A 22,014-nucleotide genomic window follows, 5' to 3' on the forward strand; every position below is an offset into this window, starting at 1 on the left:
AAAAATAAGCCGGATTTATCAAAAATCGTTGCTTCTCAAAAAACATGCAAAATACACTGATTAGCCAGTAGTCGCAAGCCCGGTACCGTGACCGGGCCTGATTACATGCTTTATCAGGATACTATTTGAGTCGCGAGTAGACGCGATTAGACCTTAGTCAGAAGTTTGTTCACTGCCGCAACAAACTGTGACGGATCTTCCATTGAACCTCGTTCGGCCAGCATTGCCTGACCCAGCAGTAGCTCAACCCAGCGCCCGAAGGTTTCTTCATCTGATTCGTCTGCCATTTGCTTCACCAGTGCGTGATCCGGGTTCAATTCAAAGATGTACTTCACTTCAGGCGCATCGTGGCCAGCCGCCGCCAGCAATTTCGCCATTTGTGTGCCCATTTCGTTCTCATCAGTCACCACAACAGCCGGAGTGTCGTGTAACTTAAACGTAGTGCGCACATCTTTAACGCGCTCGCCCAAATAACCTTTCGTGCGCTCAACAACCGACTTGAACTCTTCTTCGGTTTCTTTGTGCTTCTCTTTTTCTTCTTCGTTTTCAAACTTAGACAGATCAAGATCCGCTTTAGTAATCGCCTGGAATGGCTTGCCGTCGAAATCCGCCAGGTGCCCCATCAACCACTCATCGATACGGTCGTGCATTAGAATAACTTCTAAGCCTTTCGAACGGAATTGTTCCAAGTGGGGGCTGTTCTTCGCCGCAGTGAAACTATCTGCCGTCAGGAAGTAAATTTTCTCCTGACCTTCTTTCATGCGTTCAACATACGCTGCCAGTGATACATTTTGCTCGGCGGTATCGTTATGCGTAGAGCTGAAACGCAGTAAGTTGGCAATCTTTTCACGATTAGAAAAATCTTCAGCCGGGCCTTCTTTTAACACCTGACCAAATTCCGCCCAGAATGTCTGGTATTTCTCTTCATCATTCTTCGCTAAGCGATCAAGCATCGTCAGGGCACGCTTAGTACATGCCTTACGCAGTGCCTGAGTCACTTTGTTATCCTGCAGAATTTCACGGGATACATTCAGCGGCAAATCGTTGGAATCAATCAAGCCTCGCATGAAGCGTAAGTAGCTCGGCATAAACTGCTGCGCATCATCCATAATGAACACACGCTGTACATACAGCTTAAGACCATGCTTGCTATCGCGGTTGTTCATGTCCCACGGTGCTTTAGACGGGATATAAAGCAGGCTGGTGTAATCCTGGGTACCTTCAACCCGGTTGTGGCTCCAGCTTAACGGCTCGGCAAAATCATGAGACACATGCTTATAGAACTCGCTATATTCTTCGTCAGTAATATCTGACTTATTACGCGTCCACAATGCCTGAGCTTTATTGATCTGTTCCCACTTGGAACCTGTTGGCTTGCCTTCCTCATCATATTCAGTGGTCTGGATATGGACAGGAATGCCAATGTGATCAGAATACTTACCAATAATGCTGCGCAGACGGTGTTCATCTAAAAATTCTTTTTCATCATCACGAAGATGAAGAATGATATCGGTGCCACGGCCGGCTTTCGTAATATCTTCAACTGTGTAATCGCCTTCACCTGCAGAGTGCCAGCTAACGGCTTGATCGGCGGCTACACCCGCTGCACGCGTATTAACCGTGACAGAATCTGCAACAATAAAGGCGGAATAGAAACCCACACCGAACTGGCCGATTAGTTGTGACTCTTTAGACTGATCTTCACTCAGCTTGGCAAAGAAGTCTTTCGTACCAGATTTGGCAATGGTACCCAAATGCTCGATCACATCGTCACGAGTCATACCGATACCATTATCACTGATGGTTAACGTGCCAGCCTCTGCATTGAAAGACAATTTAACCCCGATATCTGCGTCATTTTCGTAGAGATCAGGTTGAGAAAGTACACGGAACCGAAGCTTATCGGCAGCATCTGATGCGTTGGAAATCAACTCACGTAAAAAAATCTCTTTATTTGAGTATAAAGAGTGAATCATCAGATGCAGAAGCTGTTTCACTTCCGATTGAAAGCCACGGGTTTCCTTGTTTTTATGTAAATCTTGCTCGCTCATCTAAACTCCAAACTAGTCATTTTACGTATTCTCAAGTTAACTCATTACAGATATGTGGCCTCTTGATAGGTTTTCAACCTAAAATAGCGGCTTTTACATGCTTTACCTTTTTTCAGCGCGTTTTTTCATTTTTTTACATTCAGATTGTGTTCAGCGAAATATGGTATATAAGTATCTGAATTATACCTCCGGGGCAAAAAATGCACACAATCTCCACCAAACATTTGATCGGGCAACGCTTCCTTTTTGACCCTTATGACAACAGCCTGATTGATCAGCACGAGAATAATGCACTGACACGGCTTGGCAGCAATGAGAGCCGAGCATTAAGTCTGTTGATTGAAGAGCCGGGAGCAATTATTACCCGAACGCGCTTACATGAATACGTCTGGCGAGAGCAAGGCTTTGAAGTTGACGACTCCAGCCTGACACAAGCAATATCTACTCTGCGTAAGGCTTTGAAAGATTCGACAAAAGCCCCGGGGTTTATTAAAACCGTACCTAAACGCGGCTATCAAATGATCGCCGTTGTAAAAGAATGCCAAGACAGCCCCGTTACGGTTCCACAAGATACTCTCGATGAGCAGCCAACGGCAACAGCGCAGCCAGTGTTCTCCGACACCGAGCAAGTTCAGCTGCAACATGATGTAAATTCAGCAACCAGCACAGGCGGGCAAAAGACTTCCACCAGCCCCGTTCAGACATCAACAAAAATGAGTAAACTGACATGGCTGGCGCTGGCCGTTGCAGGTCTGTTGCCGTTGCTGGTAAACATGGGCTTTCCGCCTAAATCAACCGCTTTTCAACCGCTTTATGAGGTGGAGGGGGTAAGAGTCTTAACGCCAAAATATCACCCTGTACTTTCAGATTGGCAGCCAATAATTTCAAGCTGTGTTCGTACTTATCTTGAGTATCATCAAGATAAGGTTCGCCCAGTAGAAGTCATTGTAACTGGCGGCCAAAATAATCAACTTTGGCTCAACTACATTCACGATACCGCTGTTCCTGATGAGAACGTCACACTTCGCTTGCTCACAAGCCAACAGGATAATTCCAAGATATGTCGATAAAACGTAAACCAGTACAAATGCCTGCACTATTGAAACACTTCTGGCCGTTTATTGTTTTAGCCTGCTCTGCCATTTTCAGTACTTGGCTGTATTACTCCAGCGATTACAAGCAAGAGCAGTTGTTGATATCGCGTGAATGGCAATCAAATACAGTGAGCCGAATCGAAAAGACCCAGCTGGATCAACTCGGTATGCTCCGCCGTATCGAACAAACCAGCCATATGGTTTATCTGCCGAATAGAATGTATTCACGCATTACCCTGATGAAACTGTTCAGTGCCACGGATGAACCACTGACAATGCATATTTCCGAAACAGGTAAATGGGATGTCAGTGGTGGTTATTTGCTAACAGAGCCTGTTGAATTTAAAGACATCACTTCAGGTCGCAATGAAGACTTCAAGAAACAACACTTAGCCACAGTGAAGCAAATATTCCGTATGGATGCACAGAAGAGCCGTCGTATTGATGTGCTTAATGAAAAATCGATGCTGTTAACCAGCTTAACTTACGGATCGAGTATTTTTTATTCATTGTAATATAGCCAAGTAAGCGGTCAGGGGTCTCCCTCTGCCCAAAGAACAAAAGAGGAGCCGAAGCTCCTTTTTTCATCACAAAGAATTTAAGACAAAAAAATACCAACCGTCAGAGAGTCTCTGGCGATTGGTACTTACCGCACAGGCTGTCTAATATAATTTGTGGCGCCCTGCAATAGAGTGAGACAGAGTAGTGCCGTCCACCAGCTCTAATTCACCACCAACCGGAACACCGTGAGCAATTCGGGTTGCAGTCACGTCATACTCATGACATAACTCAGCGATGTAATGTGCCGTCGCTTCACCTTCAACTGTCGGGTTCGTTGCCAGGATCAGCTCGGAAATCTGTTCTTTTTGCAGACGAAACTCAAGAACATCTAAACCGATATCTGAAGGGCCTATACCGTCTAACGGCGACAAGTGTCCCATTAGCACAAAGTAGCGTCCGGAAAACTGTCCAGTCGCCTCAACGGCAACAATATCTGCTGGCGTTTCTACAACACAGATCTGGCCATTTTCCTGACGGCGAGGATTGGCACAAACCGCGCAGACATCGTCTTCGGTGAAAGTGCGGCAATCTTTACAGTGGCCGATTTCTGTCATCGCCTTGGTAAGGGCATCAGCAAGTTGCAGACCCCCCTGACGATTTCGTTGCAACAAATTGAAGGCCATCCGCTGCGCTGACTTGGGACCAACCCCAGGCAAGCAACGTAAGGCCTCCATTAATTGTTCCAGTAATTGACTGGTGCGCATTGATTAAAATGGCATCTTAAAGCCAGCGGGCAAGTTCATGCCACCGGTAACACCAGCCATTTTTTCTTTCTGAGCATCTTCAACACGGCGGGCTGCGTCATTAAACGCAGCAGCGATCAAATCTTCAAGCATGTCTTTATCATCTTCCATCAAGCTGTCATCCAGCTCAACACGACGAACACTGTGACTGCCCGTAATTGTTACTTTTACCAGGCCAGCACCAGATTCACCTGTTACTTCCATATTGGCAATTTCTTCTTGCATCTTCTGCATGCGCTCTTGCATTTGCTGCGCCTGCTTCATCATGTTGCCCATACCACCTTTACCAAACATATTATCTCTCTCTATTGGTCTGGTTAATTTATAACGGCCTAACGCTGTCTTCATCCAAAACAGCGGCAAAGCGCTGACAGATAAAGTTCACATTTGGATCACTCAATAAACTCTGTTTCGCCTGATTAAGCTTCTGTTGATAAAGCGCTTCCCGCCATTCTAGTGGCGATTGGCCCCTGTCACTCAGCTCAATCGATAATTCTACGGGAACCGCCAGCAACTCATTAAGTGCTTGCGTCAACTGCTCCCTGGCTTTAGGACTATCCAGGTGTCCCTGTGACTGACGTAAAGACAAAATAACCTGATTGCCATTCTGTTCAAACGCTGAATTCAACGCTAACTGCTGGACCAATCGCCCTACATCTAGCTTAGTCACTAAATCGGACCAACTATCCTGATTTGCCGCTTCTTTGACAAGCAGTTTCGCCATCTCTGGCGTTTTTTCATGCTCTAATGCCTGCTTGATATTACGAGGTGCCACATCAACCTTCATCGCTTCAGGCTCTGCTGCCACCATCGGTTTCCAGCGATACTCATCCTCTTCTAATGGCTTTTCGCCTTGAGAAAAATTGTCCGCTTGAGATGAAGCCATCGACGCTGGCATCGCAGTGTTTCCCGAGACAGGAGCAGCACGTCCTGAGGCCGATAAGTGCGATCCAGAATGCTTATTTGCAATCCGATCTAACACATTCGTTGCGACTTTTTTAGCTAACGTCGATTCATTTTTTTTTGGCGATTGCTCGTCATTACCGCGTTTAGTATGACTGCGTAATTGATTACGCGCTGCTAACAACCCCGATGCCGACGATTGCGGCGGTTGCGGCGGTTGCGGCGGTTGCGCCAGAGTAACCGTTGGTTCAGCCGGCGGTACCATTTCAGACGATGTCATCAACGGCTGAGAAGCGGCTGGTGCCATATCCGGATGGCTAGGTTGAACCGGTACTTGCGGCTGTGAGTTCATCTGCGCTTTCAATGCCTGAACCCGCTGTATGCCCTGCTGCGGTATCTGCTGCTGTGGGGCCTGTTGTGCATGCCCCTGATTCAAATGAGCAGCATTCACTGGTGCCGGGTTTACAGGTGCCGTCGGCTCACTAGCCGGTACCGCAATAGCCTGAGGGATGATCCCCTGCCCTGCAACCGGACGGAAAGCCAACATCCGTAGCAATACCATCTCTAACCCGGTACGCCCATCGGGGGCAAACGCCAAATCCTGACGGCCTTGCAAGGCAATCTGATAGCACAGCTGTACATCTTGCGGAGACATCGCCGTACTTAAGGTAACAATACGATCAGCATCGGGGGCACTTTGATCCAGCGCAGCCGGTAATGCCTGATACATCGCGACCCGATGTAATTGCGCAGCCAGTTCACGCAGCAGGCTATCCCACTCAACGCCGACATTCGCCAGCTCTTCAAGGCTCGCCATCGCAGGTTTCGCATGACCTTGAGCGACCGCTTCCAGCAGGTATAACGCTTGATCGGTATTCAGGGTTCCGAGCATCGCTGCGACAGAAGCCGCATTTATCTGCCCATTACCCAGCGCAATGGCTTGATCGGTCAGGCTCAATGCATCACGCATACTGCCTTCAGCCGCACGCGCCAGCAGGTTCAACGCCTTCGGTTCAAATTCAACGTGTTCTTGAGTTAATACGTTATCAAGCTGAGTTTGGATCTGGGCGTTATCCAGATGCTTAAGGTGGAATTGCAAACAACGGGATAAAATCGTCACCGGCAATTTTTGCGGGTCAGTCGTTGCGAGAATAAATTTGACGTATTCCGGTGGCTCTTCAAGGGTTTTCAGCAGCGCATTGAAGCTATGACGAGATAACATATGTACTTCGTCAATCAGATAGACCTTAAAGCGACCGCGAGCCGGTTTATACTGAACGTTATCAAGCAGTTCGCGGGTATCTTCAACTTTTGTTCTTGATGCCGCATCAATTTCTAACAGATCAACAAAACGACCTTCGTCAATTTCACGGCAAGTATCACACTGACCACAAGGTGTTGCTGTAACTCCCTGCTCACAGTTCAATCCTTTGGCAAAAATACGCGCAATTGTCGTTTTACCCACACCCCGGGTACCACTAAATAAATAGGCGTGATGAAGGCGGTTATGTGCGAGCGCGCTGGCCAGTGCCGTTAATACATGGGACTGCCCTACCACATCAGTAAATTGATGCGGTCGCCATTTACGTGCCAGAACCTGATAACTCATGTGATATAACCTTACTGAATCGATATTATTCAGTATATTTCCGTAGCGATTCAAGCCGTCAATGCTAACACAGTGAGGAAAATGGAGCGAGAGGGCACTATCGTGAGCGCCCAATCATTAGCCAAATTCACACAAACCTGACCGTTAACGTTTTAAGTTTTATATGAATCAATATTAGTGACCGTCAAAATCACACAGGCTAAATACATTCAGCCCCATGCCGTTCAGACGCTCTTCTCCGCCGATATCTGGCAGATTAATGACAAACGCTGCATCTTCAACCAGGCCACCTAAGCGGCGTACCAGCTTAGTTGTCGCCTCAATCGTGCCGCCCGTTGCTAATAAATCATCGACGAGCAGGATCTTATCGCCTTCAACAATCGCATCAATATGAATTTCTAACGTATCTTTGCCATACTCAAGATCGTAACTCTCGGAAATCACTTCACGCGGTAATTTTCCTGGCTTGCGAACGGGTACGAAGCCAACGCCTAACTCAAGCGCCAATGGGGCACCAAAGAGAAAACCGCGCGCTTCTGTACCAATGATTTTGGTAATTCCTTTATCGCGGTATTGCTCAACCAGTACCTGCACAGTGGCGCGATATGCTGCAGAATCTTCCATCAGACTTGTGACATCACGAAACAATATGCCTGGCTTTGGGTAGTCAGGGATAGATTTGATGCTATTTTTAATCAGGGTTAACTGGTCTTGAGTCGCGTATTCTTGAGTCATAATTGTTTTCCGTGCACCACAATTCGCCCTTCTACAGGCCTGGTGCTTAAAGCGAGTTAAACGCCCGCGACTGTAAAATGCCAGAAGCAGACGGGGATCCTAATACCAATGACATTATGTCAGCACGCAATACTATTGATTTTTTTTCACGGGAGCAACTGACTCTATGATTGGCAAACGATTAAACCAGAGAAGTAATGTTGCACCGATCACAATCAGCATAATTTTATGCCAGAGGTGAGGCACCAGGGTAAGAGAGAGGGCAAAACTAAGTACTATCGAAATATTGCCGCGGCGTTTCACCGTTGGTGATACCGCCCGGTTTTCGTGCCAGTTAGTCAGAACCGGGCCAAATTGTGGATGCTTATGCAACCAGCAACTCAGCCGGGGCGAACCGCGCATAAAACAGGCGCTGGCCAACAGCAAAAAAGGTGTCGTGGGTAATAAAGGAAGAAAAATTCCTGTCATACCTAAAACCACACACAGCCAACCACAAGTGACCAGCATGGTTCGCTTGATCAGCTCTTTCACTGCCAACTCATTTCCAATGCCCCATTCACACAAATTATACCCGAAGTTCTAATGCGTTATAGCCCAATTCCCGGTGACTGTGTCAGTATCCCGATACAGGTTAAACTTGCCCTTCGGGAGTGATCCAGCCAGCCCACTTCCGCGTCAAATGCACTCGAAAGGACCTGTCATTCCTTCGCACATTTTCCTTGAATTGAACTGCCTGGCATCACTCTGAATCCTGCATCTTGAGGTAACTTGGGTATAACAGGCATGAAACAGACAAAAAACGAAGGAAAATACAGGTATTCGGGCGAAGACTCATAAAGATTTGATTCAAATCACAATCAAAGAATAAAAGCGTTTTAGACTAAATTCATCATCAATAAATAAAAAACAACTATGACAACGTCAGAAGCTATCTACCAACAATTACAAACGACTTTGGAACAACAGCACGTTGCGTTAGCCAAAGAACTCAAACACGAAATACTTTTAGACACCTTGGTGCCTTCAGCGACGGCGATCAAAACTGCGGATCTCAATGATCTGATCATGATGGCAAAATCTTCTTTTATTCCTGACTTATTTGATCTGGCGATCAGAATGGAAAAAGTTGACGCTGCAGTCTGCTCGGTCAAATTAGGCATGTATGGCTTGTGCGTCGATTGCGAAGAAGAAATTGAGATCGATGACTTATTAGAAGACCCGGCCCAACCTCGCTGCCATGCCTGTCGTGATCACAGCCGGTATCACCATGACTGACCTCAGATTTTCATTCAATAAACCAGTCTAATTCAGGGCAACCTAGCTAAGCGGTTCTGTTGCCCGTCACTCTATCATATAACCCAGAGAACCTGCTGTAGGTATAATGCATGTTAGCTGTAATGAATGTTCAGGTACCAAGCATATTTATGAAAAAATGGCTTTGCTGTAAACACACATCTCTATTCCTGACAATACAATAGCCTGGTTAATTAAAGTCGTGCTCAGCCATCCAAATTTTAAAGGCTTTTTTCTCTTTTACAGACGCTTTGGTGTACCACATTTTAAGCTGAGTCAGCGAGTCTCCGGTGATTTTCACCTCACCCTGCTCGGTAACCTGAACGGCTACTTTTTCCAGATCTACCGCGTAACCCTGCTCGAAAACTATACCGTTCTGACTGTTATATTTAGCGACTAAGGCTTCCATATCGCTGAAAGCTGCAAACCCTGCCCCCTGAAGTTCAGTATATTTGATGGTTTTTTTCATCCCATCCGCATATTCCAGCGACCAGTCGGCGCCACGATCAAAGTGTGCTTTTGCCTGTGACAAGGTCGTCAAACGCGGCAACACAATCGTCGCATCCTTATCGGCCACATCCATATCGAACAGGTAAGGCCGGGTAGTAAATACGGTGTTTTTAGAGCCATTTTTAACTTCACCGTCAAACTGAACCACAATCTGATGTTTACCTTCAGACAGCTCCACATGTTCTGTTGGTGACCAGAATGACGATTCCACTTTTTTACCATCAACTACCAATAACTTTATATTCTGGCTGGTCGATATAGTTGCCGCTTGAGCGCCCATAGAGAGTAAAGCCAGGCTTGCCAGTGCTAATTTCTTCATCTGAATCCTTTTTATGCCAACCGCATTAAATCATAACCTACTCGAGTATCTCAGTTTTTTTAACACAAAGGTATTGGTGAACAACGATAAATATCAAACTCAAGATAGCAGAAAGCCGCCATGGCGGCGGCTTTCTAAAGAAGTATTCTCAGATTACATCAATCTTAGAATGATACTTCCATACCAGCTACGTAACCGAACTCTGAATTGTCAGCATCAGAGCTACCGATTTCGCCGTAAACTTTAACATTGCTATGCAGCTGCTGAGTTACGTTCGCATAGAAAGCGCTAACATCGTCTGCTTCAAAATCTAGGTAAGTATAACCAACAGCAAATGTGGTTCTGTCCATAGTGTAAGAACCAGCTAGTGCCGCGGTGTCAACGTCAACCTTGTCAGCAGAGTTTGCAGCATTTTTATACTCAACCTGACCGAAAGAAGCTGCAAATGCAAATGCATTGTAGATGTATTCTGCTTCTAGGTTGAAGCCCTCAACGTCAATAGCTACGCCATCGAGTACAGAACCAAAGATATCACCACCATCCACGTCAGAGCTAGAGTATAGGTATACACGTGCATCCAAGTCACCGAAACGTGCACCTAGACGGCCGTCAAAAACGGTAGTTTCGTCTTCAGCTTTGCCTGTTTCTTTTAGCAATGCAGAAGCACCCGCGTAGAACTGGCCATTGTCAAATAGGTACTTGATCGTTTGGTCACCATTAGCAACAACAAAATCAAGACCGTCACCACCTAGCTCGTAGTCTTTACCGATACCTGAGTCATCAGCAATCAGGTACTGACGACCGATAGTCAGCGTACCGAAATCACCGGCAAGACCAACCCAAAGCTCATCGTTAGTTACGTCGCCAGATTCCATTTCGAAAGCAAGGCCAGCAACTGCGTTAAGGCTGCCAGAAACAGCAACTGTTGTATTAACAGCCAGGTCGCCATCATCCAGACGGATTTTAGCATCTGAATTTTCTTCATAACCCTGGAAGTACTGAACTTCTGCCGCACCTGAAAGGTCAGTTTTAACGCCGTCTGCGTCATATAGGTTAACGCCTGCAGTTGCAGAACCTGCAGCTAGTAGAGCTGGTACAGCTAGTGCTAATAGAGTCTTTTTCATGATATCCACTGCCTTATTCTTATTGAGTATGGAATTTCCGTTTCCAGAATTCCTTTTCTTATATTCCCCTGGCCATCTATCTGCTTTAAACATCAAGAGAAAAAACAACCAAGAGTGAGTAACTTGTGGAGCTCATCGTGCAGAACTTCAAACCGCATGTCAAATCTTCTAAAAACATGCTCAAAAAACATCAAAATAGTTATAAACCAATAACTTGCACCTGAATGAGACTAATTATCAGACAAAATTAAGCACTGAGATATCAAGGTTGACTTTTTAACAAGGCAAAATAAACAGAATATAATCTCGAAATAAACACAAACACACAGCAAATAAACCTAAATTATCACAAAAAAATACCAGTAATGGTTATATCATTGCTTTTGAATGAACCGCCCCCCCCTCAGACAAAGGTTCAATCTTATTTCGTGATGAGAATCTCATTTTATTTATAAACTATTCGAAAATTTGTCTCCGCTCACATTTAGGGCTTCATGCTATAATGCCCATCCCTGCCACAACGAAGTTTGAGAAATGTTACACAGCCAGATCAAAAGTGATATCAAACAATGCTATGAGAACCTGGGAAACCAGCTGGACAATTTTATTCCCCGTCGAGCACAAAACTACCTGGTCGCAGAAATCGCCAAAACTCTGGCTGGTGAATATCATCCGAAACACCGTATGTTAGTGGCAGAAGCGGGAACAGGTATTGGTAAATCGCTGGCTTATTTGCTGGGGGGGATCCCTTTTGCACAATTTAATAACAAAAAATTACTGATCTCGACCGCAACAGTGGCATTACAAGAACAGCTGATAAACAAAGATCTGCCCCTGTTTAACCGAATTTACCCCAGAGAATTCAGCTTCATTCTGGCAAAAGGGCGTCAACGCTATTGTTGCACCCATAAACTGGAAGCATGCTGTACGACAGACAGCGACCCGCAAGTGGCATTATGGGAAGAAAAACCTAAAAAGTCTGATTTAGAACTTTTTCGACGAATGCTAACAGCCTGTCAGGAAAGGAAATGGGATGGTGATCGTGACAGCTGGCCGACAACGATTCCCGATCGCGTCTGGCAACAAATCATGGCCGACAAGCACAGTTGCCATGCCGGTATGCCGAAGCACCGTAGCTGTCCGTTTGCCAAAGCCAGAGAGCATATGGACAAAGCCGATGTTATTATTGCCAACCATGCCCTGCTGATGGCAGATATAGAGCTTGGGGGGGGCGTGATCCTGCCTGAGCCCGAGAATACGATTTATATCATTGATGAAGCGCACCACTTGCCGCAAGTCGCACGAGATTTCTCCTCTGCAGCCGCCAGTCTGAAAGGTGCTGCCAGCTGGCTGGAAAAACTGAACCAGTCCGTCAGCAAACTGGCCGAGCTGGCTGAATACAGTAAAGCCGGGCGCTTTCAGAACACCTTACAAGAGAATATCCAGCATCTGATCCCCACGCTGCGCCAGATGGCTACGAATATCAACCCGACCTTGCTAAATAAAGATGGTGTCTATCGCTTCGAACACGGTGAACTACCTGCCTGGCTTGAAGAAGAAGCCAAAGGCTGTAAAGAAGCGAGTAAAAAAGCAGGGCAATCACTGGGTAAAATCCATGATTTAATTTCCGAACGGTTAAAAGAGAACGAGATAGTGCCTCGATTGGGTGAGCAAGCCCTGGCTGAATCTGGATTCTACCTACAACGTCTTGAAAATCTGGAAAAGGTCTGGACATTAATGGCTCAGCCTAACAAAGAAAAAGGCGCGCCTTTAGCGCGCTGGATAGAAAAAAGTCCAGAGCGGGAAAATGATTTTATTGTAGAAGTTTCCCCCCTTGAAGTGGGATATCGCCTCGATCAGTTACTGTGGAGCCGAGCGGCTGGCTCAATCTTGGTATCGGCAACCCTGCGCGCGCTCAATCAATTTACCTATTTCTGTCGTCAGGCCGGTATCTCAGAAAATGACGGTACTCGCTTCCTGGCCTTAGCATCACCGTTTGACTATCAGAACAACGCCCGTTTAGTCATTCCGGCACTGCCACTGGAACCACAGGCAGATAAATTTACCGACTTACTGATCAAAACGTTGCCAGAATACTTAGAAGGAGAAACGGCAAGTCTGGTGCTGTTCTCTTCCTATTGGCAAATGAACAAGGTCACTGACGCGCTTCGCCCTCTGGCGAAAAAAAATAAGTGGCAATTATTGGTTCAAGGCGAAGAATCTCGCCATGTTATTCTAAAAAAACATAAAGATAACTGTAAAAACGGCAAAATCAGCATCCTTTTTGGTACGGGAAGTTTCTCTGAGGGCCTTGATTTACCAGGTGAGTTACTTACCAATCTCATTATTACCAAGATCCCGTTTGCAGTACCGACATCTCCGGTCGAAGAAGCACATGCGGAATACATTGAAAGTCGTGGTGGCAATCCGTTTTTACAAATTTCCGTTCCTGAAGCCAGTAAAAAACTGATCCAGTCGGCAGGCCGTTTACTGCGAAAAGAAGAAGATTCTGGTAGAGTCGTGCTGCTTGACCGCCGGGTGATCAATCGCCGTTACGGCAAGGCATTACTTGATGCCCTGCCACCTTTTAAGCGTGTGATTGAGTATAATTGAAAATAGTAATGGCCTAGATTCGAGTTTCGAGTTTCTAGATACTCGATACTCGATACTCGATACTAGCTTAGAATACCGCTTTGCCCATAAAGAAGACACAAATACGCAAGGGACACGCCAATGTCTGATCTCGCTCGCTTAGAAGCAATCATTAACCAACTGACGACCGAAGCAGCTCAAATTGACCGCCAGCGTGGTGAAGCCTCGCGGCCTTTGTTTGATGAGCAATTATTTCGTTGCCGCAGCAAACTACTAACGCCGTGCGTTGATGAAATCCACAGTGAAATAACAGCATTGCGTAAAGAGCGCCAGGCCGGAAAGCTGTTAGCCTCTCGGACTCAACATATCTGCGAGAAAGTCATCGCTCAAATTCAGGCGGTTCAACGCGAACTGGCGACGTTGAAAATCCGTAAAAATGAACCCCAAAGACCAGGAAGCTGGCGCCGTCCAATCAATGAGCTCTATCAGGATCTGTCCCAGCATAAAGATTGGGAGCGCCGGTTGGCAGCAATGCTACGGGATAAAGAACTATTGTTCAGCCACTGCTCGACAATTGCTGAGCAGCAAAAACTGCAAAAAGAAATACTAGCACTTGAAGGGCGCTTATCACGTTGTCGTACCGCGCTGGTAAAAATTGAAAAGAGCATTAGTCATCGCGAACGAAAAGGGTAAAAGTGTTCACTGTGCCCTATCCCGCAGCAACTCGTACATCACAATCACCAGTAAAAAGGTCAGTATGACAAAAGACAATTCCTCAGCATCGCTGGCAGAAGCCCCCGAAGACATTCAATTGGCTGTCGATCTTATTTATCTGCTAGAAAGCAATGAGATCGAGCCTCAGGTGGCCCTCTCAGCCTTAGAGATCGTAAGGAAAGATCTGGAAGCGAAATTAGAGTAAAAATTCGGTATTTTGCTCTTATTCATTCGGGCTTAAATAAAGAGTCATAATATTGACTCTTTATTTAATTTAAGCGTCATTCAATTAACGTTTTTTGTGCTGACAGCACATTATTTAAAATATCATTTCATCTTTATTCAAAAATAAATAGAATAGACTTTTCAGGTCATCATTAAATGTCACTCAATAATAATAGTGATGGCTAATACTATTTTTCCATCACTAAGGTTTATTCATGAAGAAGGAATTTCGTATCGCTGCGATTGTTGCAGCCATTACGCTATCAGGTTGTGCGTCAGATTCTAATTCAACGGCCAGCCTACCATTAGAAACCAATCAGACTCAAAACGAAAATCAATTTCAGGATGTAACCCAAGCACTTGATTTAGCTAATAATACATTAGAAAAATCACACAAGATGGAATTAGCTTGGTTTGCAACAGAACAATTAAAAGATGCCGTCGATGCGCTGAATGATGCCAAAGAGTATTACGCTGAATTTGAACATGATCCATCAGAAGCAAATAGCAGTGCCGGTATATTCAGTTCTAAAACCAATATTCAGGCAACTCAAGATGCATTAGCACAATTTAATGTTTATATTCAAAAGGCTAACGCTATACGTAGTGAAGCTTTAACGGTATTAGAAGAGGCCTTTAGTTATCGCAAGCAACTGGATAGCATTGAAGCTGAGAAATATTACCCGACTACAGCCAAACAATTAGAACAGCAACTTAAAAAATTGGTTAATTACGTTGCCGATGACAACGCTGAAAATGCAATCAAATACCAACCAGAACTCGTGCGAAAACAACGTGCTCTGGAAGTCAAAACAGTTACCAAAATTTACCTGTCTGAAAGTCAGAAAGAGCTGAAACGCCAAAAAACAGCGGATATCAGCAGGCATGCACCAGAGACCCTGCGCCATGCTGAAGCGACACTGAAAGCGGCCGAAGCTTTTATTAACGCAGAACCAAGAGCCGTCTCGCGCATTGATGATAAAGCAGAAGAAGCCCGCTTTGCGCTTGCTCATTCACAGCAAGTTGCTACGGCCGTGAAAAAGCTGAAAGCAATGCCGCAGAGCGATTATGAGCGCCACATTGTCAGCTATGAAAAAATTCTGCTGGAAGTCAGCGTCGCTCTTGGCTCAGGTGATCTGCGTGACCAGCCTATATCCCTGCAAGGCAAACATCTGGTCAATCACATCAGAACTAACCTGCAAGGACAAAACGACAGCCTGATTGCACAGAAAGAAGCCGAAGCTGAGTTAGAAAAAACGCACGATCATAACAGTGCCCTACAGTTGAAAATCGCCGAACTTAAAGCAACATCCGCCAAAGAGCGCCGGGTGCTCAGCGAAGAAAATAACCGCTATTTACAGCAGATCGCCGAACTGTCTGCACAGCTAAGCCAGGCTAAATCGCCACAAGCCGTCCAGCCAGAGCAAATCTCTCCGGTGAAAAATACGGCGGCAGAGCAAAATCCGGTACAAAAGACGGAGGTTTCAGCAGCGGAGACACCTGCTGAGAATACGCCGGCAGAAACCACCGCTGAAGCAACAAGTTAACCTAATACCTTCTATTGCATAAAAAAAGAGCCTTTGCTCAGCAAAGGCTCTTTGTTATTTTTCCCGGAAGAAATTAAGATTTCGGCATTAATATATGTTCAAGCTGTGTTGTCTTACTGCCCATTAACCGCTCGATTAAATGGTTAATGTCATCTCTGCTGATCTGCTCGATCTGCTTGTCAGGATCATTAACCGCATCCAGGCCGTATCCATGTACCAGATAACGTGTCATAAACCACGCGGTATCAGGGGCATTGGTCGCCATTGGCTTCAAATCACTGGCCATCTGCTTCGCGGCAGAATCTCGCTCCTCCTCGGTGATGCCTGAACGTAAATCATTGATAAGCTCGGTCATCGCGCTGCGTACCTGATCCAGTTTCCCGGCATCGGCATTAATCTCAAGCATCAACTGAGAAACCTTACTTCCATCCGGCGTGATAGTAATGGCAGTAGGCGAGTAACCTAAGCCATATTTCTCACGTAATAACGTTGTTGCTCGCTGAGAAAACACCCTCAGCATCATATCTTCGGCAAATACATCATCGACGGTTTTGGCGTTACCTTTGGCAAGAAAGCTCACACCGTAAAACATGCCGGATTCATTCGAGATCGGTAGCAAAATATCTTCAGGCTTATTATCAAATTCAACATCATGACTGTAATCATCTGGCTTGCTCATCGAAATATTCGCAACATAGCGGGTCAGTAACGGCACTAATTCTTCCGGTTTAATATTGCCGACAATCACCAGTTTGAAACCTCGGTTCTCACCAAACAGTTGGTGATATACTTGCTGAACCTGCTCTGCGGTCACAGCTTGATAGGTTTTACCGTCATGAATATAACGCAGGCTATCAGGCGTATAGAGATGACTATAAATCTCTGCATTAAACCTGCCGCCTGGCGATGCCAACCAGGTATCACGCTCGCTGGCAAATTGTTGTTGCACATGCTTAAACTGAACTTCATTCACCTCTGCATGACTGGCCGCTTCTCGCAATGCCGCGAAAGCCAGCGGTACTTTGTCGTAGCGAGTCTGAAGATAAAAACCGTGTTGGGTTTCATCGATAAATGGTTCGAGCATCGTTTCATTACGCGTCATATATTGATTCAGCTGCGCCGCGTCAAAGTCTCCTAAGCCACTACGAAGAAAAGTATTAACCGTCAAATCAGCCGCCGGATACAACAGAGGATCAACGGCCGAAAAACCGCCGAGCGACGAAAAGTACATATATACTTGCTTTTCCGCTGCAGGCATCTGCTTCAGCCACACTTCCACTCCATTGCCTAATTGCCACTGAGTAGTATCTGGGCTTATCTGCTCAATACTATCAATGACTCCCAACGTTGACGGAACCGGAAAGTCCGTCATAGTTTTAGCCATAAGAAGTGGCGCCCCTTCAACAGCGAAGAGTGCATTGTAAGCCTGGCTGTTTCGCTCCAATTCAAACGGTTGTTCTTGCTGTTCGGTACCAAAAAATAGTGTTTTAGTCGTTTTAACCAGCCTTTTTTTTAGCGCCTTATTTGTTTGCGCCAGCTCGTTGGAGTCAATAAAGGCTGTCAGGTTGGTTTTATAATCCTCTTTTGCCTGCACAGGCACTTGATCAATCAAGGCGTATACTTTTACATCCGCTATTTCACCGGACGTCATCTGCCGCCAGTCACCATCAATATTTTCCAAATCACTGTTAAACAGGGCTAATGCCGTGCTTAACTCAACAGCTCCCACCCCGTGATCACGCAGGCTCGCCAGCTCTTTTGCTAAGAAATCCTGACTCTGTATGCGGTCTGATGCGTTAAATGTAATATCAATGACTGCCTGCTTGCGATCCAGCAGATCAAACGGCATGGCCATTACTTCGTGGATTGGGGTATTGGTGGCTAAAATGCGTTCACGTAATCGTTGCTCAATCAGAATATTCAGCAAATTATCATTCATGATTTTCTGCTGATCGGCATGATCGCTAAATGCTCTCGTCCCCAGATCAAACACGATACTCATGCTTGCAAGCTGACCTTGCGGTGCGAGCAGGGCTATCGGATTCTCACCGACAGGATTCACCTTAAAGTCGACTACTTGCTGGGCATCCGGCTCTTGCTGCCAGCTCGTAAACATCTCACTGACAAGTTGCTCGGCTTGGATCGCCGGAAAGTCGCCGGAAATAACCAGTTCAGCATTATCAGGCTGATACCAGCTGGCATAAAAGGCCGCTAACTCTGCCGCATCAATATTTTCAATTGAGGCTTTGGTTCCCAGCACATCACGCTTACTGTGTTCACTATTGGCCAGCAAGGCAAAATAAGCCTGGAGATCAAGCGGCATTTCATTTGGTCGTGATTGACGGATTTCACCTAACACCACCCCTTTTTCGGCTTCAATGGCGTCGGGTTTTAATGACAGACCATCGGCAATATCTCTAAACCAGGTCAGGGCCGGCTGCAGCTCGGTTTGATCCGGCAGAGCTATTTTATAAACCGTACTGTCATAATCAGTAAAGGCATTTAAGTCATTGCCCCAATCAACACCCGTTTTTTCAAACAAGGCGACAACGTCATTTTCGCTGAAATGCTGACTGCCGTTAAATGCCATGTGTTCGAGGAAATGGGCATACCCCTGCTGTTGCTCTGTTTCTTGCAGGCTACCGGCGTGGATCAAAAAACGAATTTCTACCGGCTCTCCGGCTTTAGAGTAAAAATGATATTTCATCCCGTTGGCCAGCACACCTTGCTGCCACCCCGGATCAGGCACTATTGCCTTCTGCTCAGCAAGCTTGGTTTGGCTGCAACCAATCAAGACAATAGCCAAAAAAAGCAATACGACTATTCTCGATATAATGCCTTGCCTCATGTTTTAGTCCTATATAAATAAATTAGTCAGCATTTTAGCTCCCCCTAAAATGATGTTAAAAATATCAATAAGACATAGAACTCCTCTAATGCAAAAACACCGAACAGATTCACACTTCCAAAAGAAACAGCGTGCAATATCAGCTCATTCTCATTGCATTATCCCTTAAATGACGCCAATCGAAATAACATCACAATAAAAACGTCTTACACTTAAAGAAGTTGCATGCTGCCCCGGAGCACATAAGGACACTATGATGAAAAAGATGATTAATCATGTTGATAACGTCGTAAGAGAGCAACTAGAAGGGATCGCTAAGGCGCACCCGGAGCTACAAGTAAATCTTGACCCTTTTTATATCCGTCGCAAAATACGCGGCAAGCCTAAAGTCGCATTAATTTCAGGCGGCGGTAGCGGTCACGAGCCAATGCATGGCGGCTATGTCGGTTATGGCATGTTAGACGGAGCATGCCCGGGTGAAATGTTTACTTCACCAACGCCGGATCAAATGTACGAATGTGGCCAGCAGGTTAATTCCGGAAAAGGGGTTCTGTTTTTAGTTAAAAACTATACCGGCGATGTGCTGAATTTTGAAACCGCCGTCGAGCTGCTTCATGGCGACGGCATTAAAGTTCAAGCCGCATTAATCGATGACGATGTCGCCGTAAAAGACAGTTTATACACTGCAGGTCGGCGCGGTGTCGCCGCTACCGTACTGGCAGAAAAAATATTGGGAGCTGCGACAGAAGAAGGTTACACCCTGGAGCAATGCACCAAACTAGCCAAACGCATCGCTAACCGTAGCCGCTCAATCGGTATTGCCCTCTCTGCCTGTACCGTGCCTGCAGTAGGTAAACCGGGCTTTGATTTGGCAGACAACGAAATTGAATTTGGTATCGGCATTCATGGCGAGCCCGGGATCAGACGAGCGCCTTTTACTGACAGCGACACCGTTACCACCGAGATGATGGCTGAAATATTTGATAACGCCCCATATCAACGCACCGTTCGCCACTGGAACAACGACGCCGGAGAGTGGCAAGAAGAGAGCTGGACCACGGAAAGCCTGGATAGAGGCGATAAAGTGATTGTGCTGGTAAATAGCCTGGGCGGCACCCCTCTTTCTGAGCTCTATTGTGTCTTCCGTAAAGTCGCTGAATTACTTGAGCAACAAGGTATTACCATCAAGCGTAACCTAGTCGGCGCTTACTGCACATCACTTGATATGCAAGGTGTCTCTATTACCGTTCTGAACGTCGATGATGAAATGCTGTCACTGTGGGATCGGCCCGTAAATACACCAGCACTACGCTGGGGCTGTTAGCTAAAGCAAATGAAGGAGGCCCGGCATGATAGTGACTAAGCAGCAGATTGTGAAATGGCTGGAAACCGCCGCTGATATTTTTGCCCGGCAAGAGAATTTTCTCACCGAGTTAGACCGCAAGATTGGCGATGCCGACCATGGCTTAAATATGAATCGTGGTTTTCGCAAAGTGATGGAAAAGCTCCCTGCCGTGGCCGACAAAGACATTGGTAGCATATTAAAAGCCACCGGAATGACACTGCTGTCAAGCATCGGCGGTGCCAGCGGGCCGCTATATGGCACCTTCTTCATTCGCGCAGCCTCCAGCGTGATGGGAAAAGAAGAACTGACATTAGAGGAGCTTGTGACAATGCTCGATGACGGTGTCAAAGGCGTGCAGCTACGAGGTAAGGCTGTCGCGGGCGATAAAACCATGGTTGACACCTGGCTCGCGGTGATCAACAGCCTACGGCAGCAACCAGGTAGTGGAATGGACCTCGCGCTGGAACACGCAGCACAAGCGGCTGAACAAGGCATGAAAGCCACTATAGAAATGCAAGCTCGTAAAGGGCGGGCAAGCTATCTGGGTGAACGCTCTATCGGCCACCAAGATCCCGGTGCAACCTCGTCATACTTCTTATTTACCGCCCTGTGTGACAATGTATTACTGTCACGGTAAGGTCTAACCAAGGTTTAACATGGTAAATATTGTCATTGTTTCTCATAGCCAGCGTTTAGCTGAAGGCGTTGCAGAGCTGGCCGCTCAAATGACCCAGGGACGAGTCAAAATGGCTATTGCCGCTGGTATCGACGATCCCGACAACGACAACGGCAAAGACATCGGTACCGATGCCGTTGCTGTGATGTCAGCCATTGAGCAGGTCTATTGCGCAGACGGGGTATTGGTGCTGGTTGATATGGGCAGTGCCATTCTCAGTGCTGATATGGCACTGGAATTACTCGGTAGTGAACAGGCTAAAGCCGTATACGTCTGTGCCGCACCACTGGTTGAAGGCTCTATTGCCGCCAGTATCGCCGCCGCCGCGGGCATGACGATCGAGCAAGTGATCCATGAAGCCCACGGTGCGCTCGCCGCCAAATACCAACAACTGAATCAAACCATGCCGCTCCCCCCAGAAATATCATCAGTTGCATCTCCCGCAGCTGCGCCTCTCTCTTCTGCTTCTATTTCTACTGATAGCCGCAAAGCGGTGATCCCGCAGCCTGCTGAGCAATTGCAGTTTTCATGGCAGATCCAAAATCCACACGGCATTCACCTCCGTTCGGCCGCTGCGATTGTCACCGCCGTCAGTCCGTTTGATGCCGACGTATGGCTCAGCAAAGGCGATCAGCAGATCAATGCCAAAAGCATCAATAAGATCGCCCTGCTTGGCCTTAAGCATCACGACACAGTGATTTGCATCACCCGGGGAAAAGAAGCGGTGCAAGCCCTCAATGCATTTCGGGCGCTGGCCCAAAGGCATTTCGGAGAAGACTTTTCCGGCGAAGGCTTTCACAGAGAAGATATGGCTCAGTAAAATGAGCAGGCTGATTTACCGTAACCAAAATTGTCGAATGCAATTTTCATATTTTTATCATGGGAGTTTTTCTGGTTCCAATTCTGCCAATCAGCCGCGTTTCAGATCAACGCCGGAAAAATGAAGCAGACTCATTTATTCATTTTATCCGGGTGTTCCATATCACCAAGATGTTCTGTATGGCGTTTTTGCTCCTCGGCTTGTTTTTCATGCAGGGCATCAATCAATTTCCGGTTTAGTTCAGCAAAATAGATATCTTCTGCAGCCTTTCCCTTCAGGCGCATACTCTCAGTGAAGTCAGCCAT

Annotated in this window: 20 protein-coding genes; 10 read left to right on the forward strand and 10 right to left on the reverse strand. The window is 46.4% G+C overall.

Features of this window, described 5'->3' with window-relative positions:
- Positions 1-146: 146 nt before the first annotated feature.
- A complete protein-coding gene (htpG, locus tag C9I89_RS01960; RefSeq protein ID WP_107281653.1) occupies positions 147-2,051 on the reverse strand; it encodes a molecular chaperone HtpG in 1,905 nt (634 codons plus the stop codon).
- Between the two features lie 200 nt (positions 2,052-2,251).
- On the opposite strand from htpG, the gene C9I89_RS01965 reads away from it, so the two are divergent.
- The gene (locus C9I89_RS01965; RefSeq protein WP_107281654.1) at positions 2,252-3,121 is read left to right on the forward strand and encodes a winged helix-turn-helix domain-containing protein; all 870 of its coding nucleotides are present in this window, start codon (positions 2,252-2,254) and stop codon (positions 3,119-3,121) included.
- A complete protein-coding gene (locus tag C9I89_RS01970) occupies positions 3,112-3,660 on the forward strand; it encodes a regulatory protein ToxS (protein WP_107281655.1) in 549 nt (182 codons plus the stop codon). The genes C9I89_RS01965 and C9I89_RS01970 overlap by 10 nt, the downstream gene beginning before the upstream one ends.
- Positions 3,661-3,807: 147 nt before the next feature.
- On the opposite strand, the gene recR is transcribed toward C9I89_RS01970, so the two are convergent.
- From recR to C9I89_RS01995, 5 genes are all read right to left on the reverse strand, one after another.
- Positions 3,808-4,410, reverse strand: a complete 603-nt coding sequence (gene recR, locus C9I89_RS01975; RefSeq protein ID WP_107281656.1) for a recombination mediator RecR — start codon at positions 4,408-4,410, stop codon at positions 3,808-3,810.
- Between the two features lie 3 nt (positions 4,411-4,413).
- Positions 4,414-4,743 (reverse strand): YbaB/EbfC family nucleoid-associated protein, encoded by a 330-nt coding sequence (locus C9I89_RS01980; RefSeq protein WP_107281657.1) that lies wholly within the window; start codon positions 4,741-4,743, stop codon positions 4,414-4,416.
- A gap of 28 nt (positions 4,744-4,771) precedes the next feature.
- Positions 4,772-6,961 carry a DNA polymerase III subunit gamma/tau gene (gene dnaX / locus C9I89_RS01985; RefSeq protein ID WP_107281658.1) on the reverse strand — a complete coding sequence of 730 codons (2,190 nt, stop codon included), beginning with the start codon at positions 6,959-6,961 and terminating at the stop codon, positions 4,772-4,774.
- 174 nt (positions 6,962-7,135) lie between these two features.
- Positions 7,136-7,696, reverse strand: a complete 561-nt coding sequence (gene apt, locus C9I89_RS01990) for an adenine phosphoribosyltransferase (protein ID WP_107281659.1) — start codon at positions 7,694-7,696, stop codon at positions 7,136-7,138.
- 132 nt (positions 7,697-7,828) lie between these two features.
- Positions 7,829-8,227 carry a YbaN family protein gene (locus C9I89_RS01995; RefSeq protein ID WP_425440398.1) on the reverse strand — a complete coding sequence of 133 codons (399 nt, stop codon included), beginning with the start codon at positions 8,225-8,227 and terminating at the stop codon, positions 7,829-7,831.
- A gap of 381 nt (positions 8,228-8,608) precedes the next feature.
- Between C9I89_RS01995 and C9I89_RS02000 the strand changes: the two genes are divergently transcribed.
- Entirely contained in the window at positions 8,609-8,971 is a 363-nt protein-coding gene (locus C9I89_RS02000) for a conjugal transfer protein TraR (RefSeq protein ID WP_107281660.1), read from the forward strand.
- 208 nt (positions 8,972-9,179) lie between these two features.
- Here the strand turns inward: C9I89_RS02000 and C9I89_RS02005 are convergent, their stop codons facing one another.
- Together C9I89_RS02005 and C9I89_RS02010 are read right to left on the reverse strand one after the other, a co-directional pair.
- Positions 9,180-9,818 (reverse strand): YccT family protein, encoded by a 639-nt coding sequence (locus C9I89_RS02005; protein WP_107281661.1) that lies wholly within the window; start codon positions 9,816-9,818, stop codon positions 9,180-9,182.
- A gap of 164 nt (positions 9,819-9,982) precedes the next feature.
- Positions 9,983-10,942, reverse strand: a complete 960-nt coding sequence (locus C9I89_RS02010; RefSeq protein WP_107281662.1) for a porin — start codon at positions 10,940-10,942, stop codon at positions 9,983-9,985.
- Between the two features lie 534 nt (positions 10,943-11,476).
- On the opposite strand from C9I89_RS02010, the gene dinG reads away from it, so the two are divergent.
- From dinG to C9I89_RS02030, 4 genes are all read left to right on the forward strand, one after another.
- Positions 11,477-13,555 carry an ATP-dependent DNA helicase DinG gene (gene dinG / locus C9I89_RS02015; protein ID WP_107281663.1) on the forward strand — a complete coding sequence of 693 codons (2,079 nt, stop codon included), beginning with the start codon at positions 11,477-11,479 and terminating at the stop codon, positions 13,553-13,555.
- A gap of 120 nt (positions 13,556-13,675) precedes the next feature.
- Complete coding sequence (gene priC, locus C9I89_RS02020; RefSeq protein WP_107281664.1) at positions 13,676-14,227, forward strand: primosomal replication protein PriC; 552 nt, start codon at positions 13,676-13,678, stop codon at positions 14,225-14,227.
- A 64-nt stretch (positions 14,228-14,291) separates the two neighbouring features.
- The gene (gene rsmS / locus C9I89_RS02025) at positions 14,292-14,453 is read left to right on the forward strand and encodes a pleiotropic regulatory protein RsmS (RefSeq protein ID WP_107281665.1); all 162 of its coding nucleotides are present in this window, start codon (positions 14,292-14,294) and stop codon (positions 14,451-14,453) included.
- 235 nt (positions 14,454-14,688) lie between these two features.
- Entirely contained in the window at positions 14,689-16,020 is a 1,332-nt protein-coding gene (locus tag C9I89_RS02030) for a hypothetical protein (RefSeq protein ID WP_107281666.1), read from the forward strand.
- A 73-nt stretch (positions 16,021-16,093) separates the two neighbouring features.
- Here the strand turns inward: C9I89_RS02030 and C9I89_RS02035 are convergent, their stop codons facing one another.
- Entirely contained in the window at positions 16,094-18,868 is a 2,775-nt protein-coding gene (locus C9I89_RS02035; protein WP_107281667.1) for a M16 family metallopeptidase, read from the reverse strand.
- A 256-nt stretch (positions 18,869-19,124) separates the two neighbouring features.
- Here C9I89_RS02035 and dhaK point away from each other — a divergent pair, with 256 nt between their 5' ends.
- From dhaK to dhaM, 3 genes are read left to right on the forward strand one after another with little or no spacing between them, the layout of a single operon-like run.
- Positions 19,125-20,192: a dihydroxyacetone kinase subunit DhaK gene (gene dhaK, locus C9I89_RS02040; protein ID WP_107281668.1), complete on the forward strand. Its 1,068-nt coding sequence runs from the start codon at positions 19,125-19,127 to the stop codon at positions 20,190-20,192.
- A 25-nt stretch (positions 20,193-20,217) separates the two neighbouring features.
- On the forward strand, positions 20,218-20,850 hold the full coding sequence (dhaL, locus tag C9I89_RS02045) for a dihydroxyacetone kinase subunit DhaL (RefSeq protein WP_107281669.1): 633 nt from the start codon (positions 20,218-20,220) through the stop codon (positions 20,848-20,850).
- A 19-nt stretch (positions 20,851-20,869) separates the two neighbouring features.
- Positions 20,870-21,709 carry a dihydroxyacetone kinase phosphoryl donor subunit DhaM gene (gene dhaM, locus C9I89_RS02050; protein ID WP_107281670.1) on the forward strand — a complete coding sequence of 280 codons (840 nt, stop codon included), beginning with the start codon at positions 20,870-20,872 and terminating at the stop codon, positions 21,707-21,709.
- A gap of 131 nt (positions 21,710-21,840) precedes the next feature.
- Here the strand turns inward: dhaM and C9I89_RS22385 are convergent, their stop codons facing one another.
- Positions 21,841-22,014 carry a hypothetical protein gene (locus tag C9I89_RS22385; RefSeq protein WP_170107597.1) on the reverse strand — a complete coding sequence of 58 codons (174 nt, stop codon included), beginning with the start codon at positions 22,012-22,014 and terminating at the stop codon, positions 21,841-21,843.

Source organism: Photobacterium lipolyticum, assembly GCF_003026475.1.
Classification (GTDB): Bacteria; Pseudomonadota; Gammaproteobacteria; order Enterobacterales; family Vibrionaceae; genus Photobacterium; species Photobacterium lipolyticum.

Excerpts from the sequence above, each read along its gene's own strand:
- htpG (WP_107281653.1), bottom strand. The coding sequence starts at position 2,051 with ATGAGCGAGCAAGATTTACATAAAAACAAGGAAACCCGTGGCTTTCAA.
- C9I89_RS01965 (WP_107281654.1), top strand. The coding sequence starts at position 2,252 with ATGCACACAATCTCCACCAAACATTTGATCGGGCAACGCTTCCTTTTT.
- C9I89_RS01970 (WP_107281655.1), top strand. The coding sequence starts at position 3,112 with ATGTCGATAAAACGTAAACCAGTACAAATGCCTGCACTATTGAAACAC.
- recR (WP_107281656.1), bottom strand. The coding sequence starts at position 4,410 with ATGCGCACCAGTCAATTACTGGAACAATTAATGGAGGCCTTACGTTGC.
- C9I89_RS01980 (WP_107281657.1), bottom strand. The coding sequence starts at position 4,743 with ATGTTTGGTAAAGGTGGTATGGGCAACATGATGAAGCAGGCGCAGCAA.
- dnaX (WP_107281658.1), bottom strand. The coding sequence starts at position 6,961 with ATGAGTTATCAGGTTCTGGCACGTAAATGGCGACCGCATCAATTTACT.
- apt (WP_107281659.1), bottom strand. The coding sequence starts at position 7,696 with ATGACTCAAGAATACGCGACTCAAGACCAGTTAACCCTGATTAAAAAT.
- C9I89_RS02000 (WP_107281660.1), top strand. The coding sequence starts at position 8,609 with ATGACAACGTCAGAAGCTATCTACCAACAATTACAAACGACTTTGGAA.
- C9I89_RS02005 (WP_107281661.1), bottom strand. The coding sequence starts at position 9,818 with ATGAAGAAATTAGCACTGGCAAGCCTGGCTTTACTCTCTATGGGCGCT.
- C9I89_RS02010 (WP_107281662.1), bottom strand. The coding sequence starts at position 10,942 with ATGAAAAAGACTCTATTAGCACTAGCTGTACCAGCTCTACTAGCTGCA.
- dinG (WP_107281663.1), top strand. The coding sequence starts at position 11,477 with ATGTTACACAGCCAGATCAAAAGTGATATCAAACAATGCTATGAGAAC.
- priC (WP_107281664.1), top strand. The coding sequence starts at position 13,676 with ATGTCTGATCTCGCTCGCTTAGAAGCAATCATTAACCAACTGACGACC.
- rsmS (WP_107281665.1), top strand. The coding sequence starts at position 14,292 with ATGACAAAAGACAATTCCTCAGCATCGCTGGCAGAAGCCCCCGAAGAC.
- C9I89_RS02030 (WP_107281666.1), top strand. The coding sequence starts at position 14,689 with ATGAAGAAGGAATTTCGTATCGCTGCGATTGTTGCAGCCATTACGCTA.
- C9I89_RS02035 (WP_107281667.1), bottom strand. The coding sequence starts at position 18,868 with ATGAGGCAAGGCATTATATCGAGAATAGTCGTATTGCTTTTTTTGGCT.
- dhaK (WP_107281668.1), top strand. The coding sequence starts at position 19,125 with ATGAAAAAGATGATTAATCATGTTGATAACGTCGTAAGAGAGCAACTA.
- dhaL (WP_107281669.1), top strand. The coding sequence starts at position 20,218 with ATGATAGTGACTAAGCAGCAGATTGTGAAATGGCTGGAAACCGCCGCT.
- dhaM (WP_107281670.1), top strand. The coding sequence starts at position 20,870 with ATGGTAAATATTGTCATTGTTTCTCATAGCCAGCGTTTAGCTGAAGGC.
- C9I89_RS22385 (WP_170107597.1), bottom strand. The coding sequence starts at position 22,014 with ATGGCTGACTTCACTGAGAGTATGCGCCTGAAGGGAAAGGCTGCAGAA.